7 protein-coding genes and 1 tRNA gene are annotated in these 16,016 nt (G+C 42.3%); 5 read left to right on the forward strand and 3 right to left on the reverse strand.

The window, feature by feature from the left end; translation table 11 throughout:
* Positions 1–2: 2 nt before the first annotated feature.
* On the reverse strand, positions 3–6,512 hold the full coding sequence (locus K245_RS26320; RefSeq protein WP_027358328.1) for a PAS domain-containing protein: 6,510 nt from the start codon (positions 6,510–6,512) through the stop codon (positions 3–5).
* A 402-nt stretch (positions 6,513–6,914) separates the two neighbouring features.
* Here K245_RS26320 and K245_RS0104380 point away from each other — a divergent pair.
* Positions 6,915–6,990 (forward strand) — tRNA-Asn (locus tag K245_RS0104380).
* Positions 6,991–7,121: 131 nt separating this feature from the next.
* On the opposite strand, the gene K245_RS23055 is transcribed toward K245_RS0104380, so the two are convergent.
* Both K245_RS23055 and K245_RS0104395 read right to left on the reverse strand, forming a co-directional pair.
* On the reverse strand, positions 7,122–8,732 hold the full coding sequence (locus K245_RS23055; RefSeq protein WP_027358329.1) for an ATP-binding protein: 1,611 nt from the start codon (positions 8,730–8,732) through the stop codon (positions 7,122–7,124).
* 450 nt (positions 8,733–9,182) lie between these two features.
* Complete coding sequence (locus K245_RS0104395) at positions 9,183–10,370, reverse strand: S-methyl thiohydantoin desulfurase domain-containing protein (RefSeq protein WP_027358331.1); 1,188 nt, start codon at positions 10,368–10,370, stop codon at positions 9,183–9,185.
* 333 nt (positions 10,371–10,703) lie between these two features.
* Here K245_RS0104395 and K245_RS0104400 point away from each other — a divergent pair, with 333 nt between their 5' ends.
* The 4 genes from K245_RS0104400 to K245_RS0104420 all read left to right on the forward strand — a co-directional run bounded on the left by K245_RS0104400 (position 10,704) and on the right by K245_RS0104420 (position 15,959).
* Complete coding sequence (locus tag K245_RS0104400) at positions 10,704–12,152, forward strand: sensor histidine kinase (protein ID WP_027358332.1); 1,449 nt, start codon at positions 10,704–10,706, stop codon at positions 12,150–12,152.
* A 7-nt stretch (positions 12,153–12,159) separates the two neighbouring features.
* The gene (locus K245_RS0104405; protein ID WP_027358333.1) at positions 12,160–13,515 is read left to right on the forward strand and encodes a sigma-54-dependent transcriptional regulator; all 1,356 of its coding nucleotides are present in this window, start codon (positions 12,160–12,162) and stop codon (positions 13,513–13,515) included.
* A 606-nt stretch (positions 13,516–14,121) separates the two neighbouring features.
* Positions 14,122–14,841 carry a hypothetical protein gene (locus tag K245_RS28015; protein WP_198013827.1) on the forward strand — a complete coding sequence of 240 codons (720 nt, stop codon included), beginning with the start codon at positions 14,122–14,124 and terminating at the stop codon, positions 14,839–14,841.
* 47 nt (positions 14,842–14,888) lie between these two features.
* The gene (locus K245_RS0104420; protein WP_035276458.1) at positions 14,889–15,959 is read left to right on the forward strand and encodes a sulfite exporter TauE/SafE family protein; all 1,071 of its coding nucleotides are present in this window, start codon (positions 14,889–14,891) and stop codon (positions 15,957–15,959) included.
* Positions 15,960–16,016: the final 57 nt, after the last annotated feature.

Below are 16,016 nucleotides of genomic sequence, written 5' to 3' on the forward strand. Positions count from 1 at the left end.
AATCAAAATAATTCATGTTCTCCGGCCTTCCACACTTCTATCCTGAAAGCCTCAAACTCCCTTTCGAGTTCATCCACCACATCATCTGAAGGCATGATACCTTGGAGCCTGGATATATTTTCAATTTCAAAAGCCTTGGACTGTATGCGCAATGCACCGACATTGGCGGCAGTGCCTTTTATCATATGTGCGACCTCGGCAGTTTTTTGAATATCCTGCTCCGCTACCGCATTACGCAGGGAGGCAACATATGCAGAGCCTTCACCGGAAAAAGTTTCGGTTACGCTTATGGCAATATCCTCATCCCCCATGACCCTTTCAAGCAATGATTTTCTGTCAAAAACAGGAACTGTTTCTGAAACTGCCTGCCCATTCATCCCAGAATCAGGCGCCAGAGCGTCGGCCTTTTTTTCTTCTTTTGACAATCCCGATATTTTAAGCCATTTCAATACCACAGAGTCAAGAACCTCCGGCTTGACAGGTTTGGGGATATAATCATTCATTCCCGAGGACATGCATTTTGCAGCATCACCCTTAAGTACATTTGCTGTCATCGCAATAATCGGAATGAGAGGATTCAGGACACCTGTCAAAGAATCCCTTATGGCCTTTGTCGCTTCATACCCGTCCATCTGCGGCATATGGCAATCCATTAAAACAAGATCATACGCTTCCTTTTTAAGAATATCCACAGCTTCAAGCCCGTTTGCAACTGCATCTGCCGTGTAGCCTTTTTTTCTGAGTATTGAAAGAGCCACTTCCTGATTTATCAGGCTGTCTTCAACCACCAGAATTTTTCTATGCGCCTTTTCAATGCCGGCCACATCATTATTTACAGGAATTCCATGATTCCGGTCATCCATATCCTTCATATTTGAAAGACATTCCAGCAGACTTGAACGCCTCACAGGTTTTGAAAGAAATGCGGAAAAAAAACCATTTTTGTATTCCTCTTTTTCTCCGGATTCCTGTCCGGGGTATTTCATATTTATGAACGAAGTGGATTCAAAAATCTTTGAAGTTATTCCCTCAATCAAAGGATCCTGACATTTGTCATCATCAGAAGTACCGATAATTGCATAATCATAAGGTTTTCCAGCATTAACAGCATTTCTGAGTTCATTGATTACCGAATTTCGATCAGATACAAGGGTAACAAAGCAGCCGAATACAGAAAGGTATGATCCTATGCTCCTCCTGCATTTTTCATTATTATCCGTCACTATTACTTTCAGCCCTGAATAATCATACAAAGGCCCGGAATATTTATGAATTGATGTTGCAAAAGAAATATCAAAAACAAAACTGGCGCCTTTTCCTAAAACGCTTTCAAGCCAGATTTCTCCGTTCATCATTGTGACCAGTCTTTTTGTAATTGCAAGACCGAGCCCGGTTCCGCCGTATTTTCTCGTGGTGCTTCCGTCAGCCTGGGCAAACGGCTCAAAAATAGCTTCAAAACGATCTTCAGGAATACCTATCCCGGTATCAGAAACACTAAATCTTATTTTTACGGATTTCTCATCGGATTCGCTCACCCTGGCCCAGATATAGACTTCGCCCTGACTTGTGAATTTAATGGCATTACCTGCAATATTAAGAATAATCTGCCTCAGCCTGTTTTTGTCTCCCTTCACAAATGCAGGAATCAAAGGATCTATGAATGGAATTAGCTCTATTCCTTTTTCACCTGCCTTTACCGCAAGGATCTCACTTGTGTCTTCAATAAGTTCTCCAAGGTTGAAATCATCAAATTCAAGCTCCACCCGGCCCGCTTCAATCTTGGAAAAATCGAGTATGTCATTTATGAGATCAAGAAGTGTCTCGGCACTTTTCCGTGCTATCATTGCGTACCGGTGCTGGTCTTCAGACAAACGGGTGTCAAGCAGAAGCCCGGTCATTCCGATCACGCCATTCATAGGGGTGCGGATCTCGTGGCTCATATTCGCAAGGAACTCGCTTTTGGCCATGCTTGCAAGCTCGGCCTTAACTGTCATGCTGTTTGACATCCCTATGGCTTCCTCCAGATCCTTGTTCAGGTTTTCAAGATCTGACTTTGCTTTAAGGAGGTCATCTTCAAAAGTCTTTCTCTCAACTGCTGCGCCAAGAATTCCGGCTGCGGTTCTGAGAACATCAATTTCGACCTGGGCCCATTCTCTTTCACCTTTACACTCATCAAATCCTATCATTCCCCACCAGTTGCCCTTGACAGTGATGGGAATGACAAGAATGGACTTTATGGATTGCATCTCAAGCATCAGCCTCTCTTCTTCGGGAAAAATGCTGATGTTTCCTGAAACAATATTTCCAGATGCAAGAATATTCTCCCATCTCCCAAAACCCTGTTTTTTCCAGGAAAAATCATACAGCATGGGATTATTCATCTGGGATTCGATGCCCTCTGCACACCATTCGGCGATCTGATCAGTTAGAATCCCCCTGGATTCTGATAAAGAATTTCTAAAAACATAAATCCTGCTGAAACCAGAAGCTTCACCAATTATCCCGAGAAGCCCGGAAAGATCGGCAACCCAGTCGTCTGATCTGAGAAGCAGTTCGGCAAGAAGACTGACCGCTCCAAGTAAATTATCATGTCTCAGCAGCTCTATTTCCGTATTTTTTCTGGACGTTATGTCCCTTGCTGCGGCATAAACCACATTCCCGTTCAGGCTCGCTCTCCATTCAATCCACCTGTATGAATTATCCTTATGCCTGTATCTGTTGACAAAATTTAGAATCTGCCTTTCCTTTTTAAGAGTGGCCATGATGTTTATGGTGGCGACCCTGTCATCAGGATGTACAAATTCTATATATCTTCTGTTCAGAAGCTCTTTTAAAGGATAACCGAGTGAGTTTTCCCACTCACTGTTCAGGCGCCTGAAGTACCCGTCCGTATCTGCGATACAGAAAAGATCCAGAGCATTGGAAAAATAATTATCCAGCTCCTCGGTTTTTTGCAGAAGAGCCATTTCAGACAGTTTTCTGTCTGTCACGTCCCTGAAAACGACAGCTGCGGCGTAGAGTTCACCTGAAGAATCGCAAATAGGAGAAATGACGGATTCCGTATATATTGGCTGGCCGCAGGCCATCAATGAATCCTCGCGTCTTATATGCTCTCCTGATTCAAAGACTTTTTCAATCCTTCCAACCAGAAGCTCATAAAGCCAGGACACATTTTCAAGGCATTGTTTCATACCGCAGCAACCTTCAGGTGCCAAACCATTTTTCCCTGAATATACATATGCCGCCTTATTAGCATATAAACACGCAAGATTTTTGTCCCATATCCAGATGCAATCGATACTTGACTCAAACACAGCGCGAAAACGGCCTTCGCTTTCCTTGAGTCTTCCCTCTGCCAGCTTCCTTTCAGTTATGTCCAGATGAGTGCCCAAGGCCCTCACTGGCCGCCCATCACCGTCTCTTTCAATAACCTTGCCCCTTGCCTGGATCCAGACCCACTTGCCGGACTTGCTTCTGAGTCTGTATTCATTCTCGTATATAAGGGTCTTTCCCTGGAGATGCTGTTCAAGAGCTTTGGTGACATAGGGCTTATCATCGGGATTAAGAAGATTTTCCCATGTAGCGATATGCGGGACAAGATCAGCTTCAGAATATCCGAGCATATCGAACCATCTTTCGCTTGCAGAAACTTTTCCGCTTGGTATATGCCATTCCCATATCCCCAGACCTGTGCCTGAAATAACCATCTGGAGACGTTCTTTTTTTTCGTTCAGCTCATCCATGGCAAGACGCATTTCAGTGTCGTCCATGGCGTACCCGAGTAGGGACAAAATCTTTTCATTGCACCTTAAAACTTTTATAAATACATAAAGCCATCTTACATCCCCGCCTTTTTTAATCATCCGGCAGCAAAGCTCAAAACTCTCAACCCCGGAATCACAAGTGTCCTTAATCCGCTTTTTTACGGTCTCATAATCGTCCTTGTGTATTATGTCTTCAAAAATAACAATACCAGATATAAAATCGTTCTGATCATATCCTGTAAGTTGCAGGACATTGGGGGATACATATTCAACAGGCCAGCCCTCAACGGCTTCCCACTTGAAAACCACTGTCGGGCCACCAACAAAAAGCCCTCTTTCAGTTTTAAGGGCCTCTTCCGCAATATATCTTTCGGTCATGTCATGGGCGGAGCAGAATATATGCTCGACATTATTCTGGTCATCCAGTTTGGGAAATCTGGAAATGGAAAGAAGTCTTCTGGCACCGAAAGAGTCGGATATCCACTCATCGGTATGAAGAGGAATTTTCTCCCTGAAAATCAGTGCATTCAGTTCAATCCATGCATCAGCGACCTCTTTTGATATGAATTCATGGATATCCCTATATTCCATATCAGCCGGGGCATGGCCGGCAAATACACCGTGCGCCAGGTTGACTATTCCATATGTGGATTCGTCCTCGAAATACCATATCTGAATATCGATACTATCAAGCAGAAGTCTCTGCTCACGGGCAGTTTCCTGAGCAGAGGCCCTCGCATTTTCAGCCTCGGCTTCCGCAATCATAGCCCTCGCAAGATTATCTTTGAGGTCTGAGGTCAGATCCGAAGCAAGGATTTCTGCCCTGTGCCTTGCCCACAATACCGAATCTATATAAAGGCAGAAAAATACGGTAAGAAGAAAACCAACAGGAATTATTATAAAGTGGATTACGTTGCTGCGGATTGATCTGAAATCATCGGAAGGGCTGGCTTTTATTTCCCATTTTCTGTCAAGCACGGAATAAGGCTTAAGTCCAACAGCCGAATCAGCTAAAAAATCTTCGTGCTCGTATAGTACGTAAGGTTTTGCAGATGGGTCAGTAATATCCTCTATTCTTATTTCAATATCGTGATCTTTTTTGTGGCTGCCTGCCCTTTTTACAAGTTGTCCTATGTCAAAAAAACCAACTGCAAATCCGTTAAGCTTTTCAAGCCTTTCCTCAACTATGGAATAATCGCCAGCGCCTTTATATACCGGTGATATGGCAATAAATTCGTCCTTCAATCCGTCAATAAGCATATTACCAGGCAAAAGAACGCCAATCCCGGTCTCGGCTGATTTTTTAAGCAAGGATTTTAATCCTGGCCTTTTATAAATATCAAGCCCCGCAAGCTTTTTTGATGGATCTGAAGATTCGATATAATATACAGGAAAAATGACTGCGGCCCTGTTTTCTTGAACCGTTCCTGCATCATCAATACCAGGCCACACTCTAAAGTCTGTATTACCAGAAGCCCTGGACTTTTCTTCCCATTCCGGGAAATCTTCGGCCTTAATCCTCGGAATCCATAATACTGTATTCAAACCTGTCTTTTTAACGAATGGTTTCACAAAAGACTTGAAACTACTTGCCTGAAGATTCTCTTTCTCCTCAATAAATCTTTTGACAGATTCAATTTCCGAACATATTTCATCTGTATTTCTTTGAAGCTCTTCAGCAAAAGATTTTGCAAGATCAAGAAAGCCGAGTTCTCTGCTGATTTCAGACTGTCTCCTTGCCTCAAAAAATATACCTAATGTCACTCCAAAACCTATGATCATTATTAATGCCAGATTGATAAACCAGGGACGCCCCATCTGAAAACCGGCCATCCTGATATCAACCAGGAGTTTTTTTGTGATTAAAAAAGCGCCTGCCGCTGCTGCTGCGGAAACAAGCAGACCAAGCCCGAGCCAGAATGATGAAAGAAGGGCCGAAAATCCTGACATTGATATGTCTCTTGCAGATGCTATGGTGAACACAAACATGGACTCACCCGTAACAGCTGGAATTATCTCATCGATTATTATCCTGTCCTTCTCGATAAGAATCTTTTTCTTCCCCATGATCTCTCTTTTTACATCATGACATTCAGGCCGGGCTCCATCCGCCCCTCCGCAATCAGTAATATCAATACTGGCTGAAAAATCACTGGACAGGGAGTCCAAAAAAGGTCTCTCAAGAAAACGGCCCATCAATATTGTCCCGACGGGGGGGCCTTCTCCACTGCTGGTAAGGATAGGCATGGAAGATACAATGAGCGGTCCCTGGGATGTAGACATCAAGCCTTTGATTTTTTTGATATTTGCCGGTGAATTAAGAAGAAAGGATTTAAAATCAGGGCTGCTTCCTGAAAAAATATCAAGTTTTATATGGCCGCCCTTTTTACTGGAATAAATTCCTCCGTGAACAAGCCTGCCTTCAAGATCAAATATGAGAATAAGATTGATTCCTGTGGCCTGCTCAAGAGTTGTCCAGTCGAAATTTGATTTTATAAACTCCTCGTTCGGTTCATTCACAAAACTGTACATATCGTCCCAGTTGGCCCAGTCCGAGTTCAGTGTGTTCAGGCTGTCAATTTCCTTTCGTATCGCGCTGGAAATTCTTCTGGCATTATCAATGGCGGACTGTTTTTCAAGTCTTTCAAAGGCTGAAAACACGACTTTTTCCTGAATCCACCAGACCGAAAAAAGAAACAGGATAAATACGATAAATACAGCCACGATAATTTTGATATATTTGAGCATTGGGATGGCTCCGGTAAAAGTACAGTAACATGATTAGAGCAAAATGCCGAAACGGGATATATTTGACAATTAATCAGAAATTAATTTTATCAAAGTCGCAAAAAGTGAGATTCCAGTCATTCAGGCGCAGGCCGGAATCCAGAAATATCTTAAAATACAAAGATGCCGGATCAAGTCCGGCATGAAGACACCACCTGTTTTTGACTTTTTGCGAGTCCATCAATTTTAAGGGGATGCTGCAATGAAAATTTAGCGACTTCATATAGAAACAAAACTTCCATTTAGTTAATCAGTTTTTTAAAACGCCTTCAATTTTTATGCTTGACATATAAAAGCCTCCTCATGTATATAGACGCAGATTTTCGGAAACGCCCCTTAAATGGGACAGGAAATCAAAATTATTCCCCAGTAGCTCAGTCGGCAGAGCGAGTGGCTGTTAACCACTAAGTCCGCGGTTCAAGTCCGTGCTGGGGAGCCAGGCGATCCCTGCTTTAAGCAGTAATTTTTATATGTATCCCCCTGTATTCCCTATACAGGGGGATTTCTTTTTTTCCGTCTTCCGAAATCATACTAAGTCCCCAAAAAACAGATCACAAAAGCAAATATTGCTCAATTAAGTCCCATCCAATACCTGACTTTTAAAAGCATCTGTTCACGATCAATAGGCTTGGTCAGAACATCATTCATGCCCGCACCAATGCAAAAATCCATGTGCTCCTTGAGTGCGTTTGCGGTCAGCCCGATTATGGGCAGGGAAAGACATCCTGGAAGCCTGCGTATTATCCTCGTTGCTTCAAGACCATCCATCACAGGCATATGCCAGTCCATCAGAATTATATCCACAGGTTTTTTCATGCAATAATCAACAGCCTCCTGACCATTGAAAACACAGACTGACCCAAACCCACCTTTCTTGAGAATTCTGGATGCGACCATACTGTTTACATGATTATCCTCAACAATCAGGACAAGCCCCCTCACTTCCGACAAAACCACGGTTTTTTCGGACTCATGGCTCGAAGAAGAATCATCAGGCAGTTTTTTTGTCGCAGAAAACTCCGGTTTGCTAATACTGAGTGGAATGGCTGTTTTCAGGGGAAGCATAACCTTGAAAACACTTCCCTGGCCTGGGCTGCTCTTTACTGTTACATATCCGCCCATCAGTTCAGCAAGATGCCTGGTTATGGCAAGGCCAAGACCGGCGCCTGAAAATTTCCTCGTACTTGAGCTGTCAATCTGGGAAAATGGCTGAAACAGGCTGGATATATCCTCTTCACGGATTCCTATACCTGTATCATGGACAGAGACTTCAACCTTTACCATACCTGCATCTGCTTCAAGAACAAAGACTGAAGCCTTCACCTCTCCATAATTAGTAAATTTTATGGCGTTGCCGATCAGATTGGTCATTATCTGGCCTATTCTGACCGTATCTCCATAAAGGACGTCAGGCAGATTATCGGAAACATCACATAAAAGAGAAATACTCTTTCCGGCGATCATGGGAGAGACAATCTGAAACACATGCTGTATCAGTCCTGAAAAGCTGAACTCAGACAATTCAAGCCTTAAAGTTCCTGAATTAAGTCTTGCAAAATCAAGCACGTCATTCGTGATTCTTGAAAGAGACTCAACAGATGAATTGATGATATTAGCAAGTTCATGTTTCTCCTTCTGGTCTGAACTTTCCACAAAAAGCGATACAGCACTGCTTATTCCATTGAGAGGAGTCCGCATTTCGTGACTCATATTGGCAAGAAAGGAAATCTTGGACTTGCCGGCCTGTTCAGCTGCCTTGCTCAACTCAGAATATTTATGTTCAGTTTCCCTTAAAGAAGTAATATCCTTGCATATTCCGTATACATACTCGCCTCCGTCATCTTCGGTAAAAACCGGCAGAAGAAAGGTTTCCCAGTATGTATAACAACCATTTGCATTTAAGAAAGCCTCTTCATAGCGAACAGGAATACGCCCTTCCAGGCATTTACTGTAATTTGATGCAAACCGCTCATAAAGTGTGGAAGGAAAAGCTTCTGAAAGTTTTTTACCCTTTAGTTCAGAACTTTTGGCGCTGACAGCCCTTTCCTGGGCTGGATTTACGGAATGAATGAAAAAATCCGTGCCTTCTCTTCTGACAACAAACATATTATCAGGAGAATTATCCCACAGCTCTCTGAAAAATATGCCTGCCAATAAGGCATTGGAACCAGATTCATCCATAAACAACTCTCATTCACTCAGGTATAAGGTATGTATGTCCAATCACGTACAACTAATTCTGTACTTACCCGTTTACATTAACAGGCTTATCCAAGTACAACTTAATTATATTCACATGGAAGCTGACAACCCGGCAAGTTAAAGATTGATTGAATTTCATAAAATTGGGTTTAAATCATTACAGGCGATACTGCCCTGACCGTGTGAGCCCCTTAAAAAAGCGTTGTGCTCAAGTTCCAGCTGAATGCCGGATTATGGGCAAAGGACGCTCAAATCAGACCTACAAATCGGCTTAATTTTGGGTGGCAAATTCAGTTTTTCTATATTTGAATATCAAATAGGTATTTGTATATATCCTTATCCAGACTTAAAGGGAACAGAGACTAAAAAAATGCTGCCGCACGTTCAACTGGAAAACAGGGACTTTTATATTGAAAACCCTATCTCTATCTAAATGCCTGCATTGAGCTTTTCAATAGGCACATACACATCAACATTTACATGATCCTCAGGAAAAGCCGCGACTATGGATTGGATATTTTTCATGAACATATTGACCAGAGTCTGATTGCGGAGTTTTTCAAATGATGTGAACCCCATCACGTTGTAGGAAACCCCTTCAGAAATATCGGCATTGCTCACAGGCGTGCCTGACTCGTAGACATGATCCTCTGCAAGCACAAACGCGATACCGTCCGGCCCCATTCCAAGGGGCTTTGAAGCCTGGGGATCCCATGCAAGAAGGCTTTCGTTCTTGTAATAGATCCAGATTTCCCTTTCCTGAGCCGACAGAATGACTTTACCAACATCAAAGCCACCGCATGATCTGTTATCAATTTTTGTTATCTTGCCAGAAATCCACATATAGCTTCTGATATTAAAGGAGCTAAGAAGTTTCTGCAAACTTGAAAGGGGCTGAAACTTCAGAAGCTGCTCGCCAATATTCCAGGCAAGCCCCACAGATCCTTGTATAAGTTTTTTTTCGTTTTCAGACTTTGTGGAATCAAGCTGACTGCATATTATAGGATAGCAAGCGAGGCCTCCAACGCCGCCGTAACCGATAACTACATCCCTTGACGCATCCTCTAACTGATCAGGATCAAGATCAAAAAACATCTGGGATTGATATGTCCCGTCAGGAGCAGTATCAGAGGCGACAGCTCCGGGGCATATCGGAGTTCCGGCCATGTCAAGCAGGGTCATTTCAAGCTCGGGCACAGCCCTTCCAGCAGGATCGGCGTTTATGACAGGAATTGGCGAATCCATCTGGGATGCCACATAAAATGGAATAAGCGTGTTTACAGCTCCGAGTTCAAAAGGAAGAATACATGACACAGCATCGCCCTGCTTCGAGAGGTAATCAGCCATAACCTTGAAAACGTTGACAGGAGCAGTATATCCCTTGCCCTCTTTCCCTGCGTCGGGAGACCCCATGTCAGCAATGGCTATGCAGTATTTATCAAGCTCCAATCTGTCGGTATTTATGAAATAGACGGTTTTATTTATTTTATCCAGAAAATCGATTGCCATGGAGATTGGACCGCCACCTCCGCTGGCAAAGAAACAGGCTCCATATACAATTTTCTTGAGGTCAGATTTCGCAACAGGAAAAGGCTGAGCTATCAGATTTTTATCCATATAGATTCCTTTAAGAAGAAGAATACTCCGCCTGAACCCAAAATCCAGATTTATCTTATGCAGCTACAACACCATTTTTTATGTTTTTCCAATTATGACAATATAATAGTGTGGATGGACTTCAAGAAAACAGGCTTAGGTATTTAAAAAAATATTTTGAAGAAGATTCTTTTTTTTTTGCCATAATAGCCCACCTGTCAAGGTCAAGTCAAACATTGAAAGACAAGGATTCTTTATTATAATGAAAAAATTTATTTAGACACCCTGACTCCATTAATCTATGAACAGCTTGGAAGCATCTTAAAAAATTTCGAATTTTCGACAGAGGAGTGTATGGCAGGTTCTTTCCCCTTTATCATGAATATAAGGCAGAGAGTTTTTTTCTTCATGGCCGGATGCCTTGTGGCTATAACTGCAATCGGAGGCTTTTCATACAGTTACCTGAGTGAGATGGAAAACATCCACAGAACTTCAGAAATCACGGATGACATAAGCAATAATATATTAGAAATAAGAAGAAGCGAAAAAAACTTTTTTTTCTATGGATCGCCGGATGATCTGGTGGCTAATCACAGGTATACGCTTAAAGCCATTGAAACCATCAGAACAATCATGCCTGAATTAAAAGCTCACAACCTTGGTGAGCTTCTTGGGAATCTCAAGTCAGAGCTTGATTCTTATGACAAAAGCATGGACAGTGTTGAAAAATGCATAGAAGGTAAAAAGGGGCCGACATGCGCCCCATTTGAGGAAAATGTCCGGGAAAAAGGTAAAAATCTGATTCTAATGTCCCAGGAGCTTGTCACAATAGAAAGACAAAAAATATTTCTGATAATTGCGAAACTGAAAACCCACATGATTTATTCAATTCTTGTGCTGACTATCATGGGTGGCTTTCTGGCGGTGGTGATCAGCAGAAAAATTGTCAGGCCACTTAAACTCATAGAAAAGGCGACGTATCAGATCGCCCAGGGCAATTTCGACCTTATTAATTCAGAAAATAAATGGCATGACGACGAGGCAGGAAAAGTTGTGGTGGCATTCAATAAAATGATATCAGAGCTTGAGAAAAGGCAGGAGCAACTTATTCAGGCCCAGAAACTTTCTTCCATAGGGATCATGGCCGCAGGCATAGCTCACCAGCTCAATAATCCTTTGAACAATATATCCACTTCGTGCCAAATTGTTATTGAGGAGCTTGACGAAAAAGAAAATGCCTTTTTAAGACAGATGCTTGAAAACAGCGAGCACGAAGTTCAAAGAGCGAGAGACATAGTGCGGGGGCTTCTTGAATTCTCAAGGAGCAAGGAATTCTCCCTTAAACCATCATCACTCAAGGAACTGGCATCAAAAGTCCTAAAGCTTGTGGCAGGGCAGATTCCGCCATGTATTGAAATAAAAACCGACATCCCTGATATCACTTTAAATATGGATCAGGGACAGATGCAGGAGGCTTTCATAAATATAATACTGAATGCCGCCGAGGCCATAGGTGAAAACAAAGGCGAAATATCCATCAGGGCAAAGACAAGCATACTTGACCAGACCGTTTTAATAACGGTTGATGATACGGGGCCGGGTATTTCAGATACAAACCTGTCAAGGATATTTGACCCTTTTTTCACCACAAAGGAAACTTCTTCAGGAACTGGTCTTGGGCTATCCATTGTTTACGGAATAATAAAGCAGCATTCCGGGAAAATCAGCGCCGAATGCTTAAAAGGCAAAGGGGCAAGATTCATTGTGGAATTGCCTTTATTTATTCATCACACCGGAGATTGATCAGAAAATGAACCAAAGTTTCAAAATTCTTGTTGCAGACGATGAAAAAATAGCCAGGGAAAATCTGGAATATGTTCTTAAAAAAGAAGGCTACGGAGTATCAAGCGTATCAAATGGTTCCGACGCAATAACTGAAATTCAATCCTCTGATTTTGATCTTGTCATTACCGATCTAAGAATGGATGGGGCTGATGGTATAGAAGTTCTGGAAAACGCAAAAATCAAAAATCCTTATACCGAAGTGATAATAGTCACAGGTTACGCAACAGTTTCAAACGCTGTAAAAGCCATGCAGAACGGAGCATACTACTATATTCCCAAGCCTTATAGACTTGATGACGTGAGAATTCTTGTCAGGCAGGCCCTTGAAAAGAAAACGCTTAAGCTTGAAGTCAGGGATCTCAGGAGTAAAATAGGCTCTGAAAACGATTTTTCCCTCATAAAAGGAAACAGCCAAAAAATTGAGGCCCTGAAGGCAACCATTGCCCAAATTGCGCCGACTGACTGTAGTGTCATTATCCAGGGTGAGACAGGGACTGGTAAAGAACTTGTCGCAAAAACAATCCATAATCTCAGCAACAGGTCTGAAGCAAGATTCATGGCACTGAATTGCGGGGCCCTGAATGAAAATCTGCTTGCCAATGAACTGTTCGGTCATGAAAAAGACGCTTTCACAGGAGCAAGGGGAATCAAGAAAGGCTTGATCGAATCCGCGGCCGGGGGCACTGTTTTTCTTGATGAAATTGCGGACATGCCCATGCAGATGCAGATAAAGCTTCTAAGAGTCATACAGGAAAAGAACCTCATAAGAGTCGGCGGCACAAAGGAAATCCCGATAGATGTAAGGTTCATAGCAGCGGCAAACCGAAATCTGAAGGATGAGGTTGAAAAAGGAGCATTCAGACAGGATCTTTACTTCAGGCTTAACGTCATCACACTTCACCTCCCTGCCCTATCAGAAAGGAAAGATGATATTCCCATTCTTTGCAGACATTTCCTCGACAATTTCTCAAGGGCTACGGGTAAGCCTGAAATAAATATTTCGGACGAGTCGCTCGACATTCTTATGAACTACGAATTTCCAGGGAATATTAGGGAACTTGAAAATATAATGGAGAGAGCCGTAACTCTTTCAGCCGGAAAAACAATAAACGTCAAGGAGCTACCCCCTGACCTCCAGAAAATGGGATTCAGAATAACAACAAGAAGGCATAATGAATTCATGACCCTCGAAGAAAACGAAAAGGAATACATACTGTGGGTGCTTCAGCAGGTTGGCAAAAACAGAACAAGGGCAGCCGAAATACTCGACATAGACAGGGTTTCTTTGTGGAGAAAGCTAAGACGCTTTAATATTGAATAAAAACTTGACGGTCTCGCAAAAAATCAAAAAAGGGCATTGGCGTCATGCCTGGTTTAATCCAGCGTCCTGTATTATCAGATACTTCTGGATTCCTGCCTGCGCCGGAATAACAGTAATCAGACTTTTTGCTGCTTTCTCAAACTTGATGCACTTCAGACAGATAGTTTTGTCAAAAAAAGCTCCAATTGTATGCGGTTAAGCTACCAAACTCCTATCATGAGATAAATTCATGCGCAACACCCAAGAATTTACAATTGATTCCTTTACCGGCCTATCTATCTTGATAAAATTGAACAAACAACCTAATAAATTCCCCATCCACGCTTCACCCCAACGGCCCCTGTTGCATAAACGCAACACCATTAAAATTGCAACACCATCATAACATCCTTAATTATAACTACTTTTATTCACTCACCCACGAACGTTACAAATTGCAACACAGACAACAAAACTTCCCCCATCCGACAATTAAGCACAAATAGCTATTATTCAAGATAGTTACAACCTATCAAACCACATGGCACGCCTTTTGATATAGAAACCCAAACTGTTATTCAAACTATTTGAAGCATTTTTAAGAAACAATTCAATCAACACGGGGCCATGGCTATTATCTTTTCAGAAAAAGAAAAAATTCTTGTGATCAGTACGAGTCTTGGATTTCAGGATGAAATCATGGACTTTGCCATTCAGCTGAGTGGAAGGACAGAATGCCAGATTTTTGCTGTCAGCTTGGCTGAGCAGCCCATCAAAAAAAATCTCTTAGCTGTTTTCGCATCACAAGAAGAAAAACAGATTTCAAAATTCAAAAAAACAGCCTGGGCGGCAGGAACTGATTTCAAACATATATTTATGGCAGAAGAACCGGGGAAAGCGTCATGGGAACTATGTCACAAGCTCAAGAGAGTTGATTTCATAATTACGGATGATCACGCGGCATATGAAAGAATTAAAGGCAACGTAACAGTGCCAGTTTATAAAATAAAAACAGCAGCTAACATTAAAAAGGGATTTAAAGGAGGTTTTATGGGTAAAACAGCTTCAGAAAACAAAAACAGCTATGGCATCAAGACTCTTATCTATGGAATTATTTCAGTAGCTCTTTATGCGGCAGTATTCACCCATGCAGAAATCGTTATGAGTTATTTCACCAAAGGAGGGCTTTATTCAGCTCTTCCCATAGTAACTGTTTTCATTTTTTCTTTTGTGCACGGTGCATTTGCGGGAAATCTCTGGTCATTGCTCGGAATAGAGGCTGTTACCCCAAAAGCTTGCGAATCAATGGATGATATGGATGTTGTGGAAATGGCGGCAGCTGCATAAGTTTTAAATTTAAATAACCTACAGGCCTTTTAGGAGGACAAAAAATAATGCCCGAAGTAACTCAATTCATTGATCTGAATATGATGTCAGTTTCGTTTCTTTTCGTTGTTGGCTTCATAGGCGGTCTTGTGAGCGGTTTCATAGGTTCAGGAGGAGCCTTCGTTCTGACGCCAGGTATGATGAGCCTTGGAGTTCCAGGCACAGTAGCTATTGCCAGCAATATGTGCCACAAATTTCCCAAAGCGCTTGTCGGCGCGTACAAAAGATTCAAATACGGCCAGGTTGATATAAAACTTGGTCTTATAATGGCAATATCTGCAACAGTCGGAGTTCAGATAGGCATCAAAATCCAGCATCTTATTCTGGATGCCTGGGGTCAGGCAGGATCTGATCTTTATGTAAGCATCTCGTTCCTTTCAATTCTTACCATTGTTGGCGGATTCGTTTTTTATGATGCAGTCAAGTCTGGATCAGGAAAAGAAACCGGAAAAAGCAAAAAGGTAACACTCGCCCAAAAAATTCAGGCCATCAACATTCCTCCAATGATCCATTTCAAAACCGCAAATATCAGAGTTTCTCTTTGGTTTACAGTTCCGGTGGGATTAGCTACGGGTATGCTTGCTGCTACAATAGCGGTTGGTGGTTTTATCGGCGTACCTGGAATGATCTATGTACTTGGAGCATCAAGTTTTGTAGCGTCAGCCTCAGAACTTGTTGTTGCTTTCTGCATGGGATTTGGAGGCTCCATCAACTGGGCAATGAGCGGAATGATAGATATCAGACTGACACTCATAATACTCGCAGGTTCATTGCTCGGAGTGCAACTTGGCGCAATAGGTACGACCTATGTAAAAGAACATATGATTAAATTTGTAATGGCATTCATAATGCTTGTTGTTGCTGTTAGCCGCGGATTTGCCATCCCCAAATATCTGGTTAAGCTCAACCTGATTGAAATGAGTGAAGGAACAGTAAAACTTCTTGGGAACATAAGCTTTGGAATCATGTGCTTGGCCCTGCTCTCTGGCGCTGGAATCATATTAGGCAGCATGTGGAAGGGTAAAAAAGCAGAAGCAGGAATGGCTGGTAACAAAAACATAGCCGAAGAGATGATATAATCTGAATTGCGCCGCTTCGACATCTGTTTAAAAATATACAATAATCAGATCGGCGCG

It is taken from the genome of Desulforegula conservatrix Mb1Pa, assembly GCF_000426225.1.
Classification (GTDB): Bacteria; Desulfobacterota; Desulfobacteria; order Desulfobacterales; family Desulforegulaceae; genus Desulforegula; species Desulforegula conservatrix.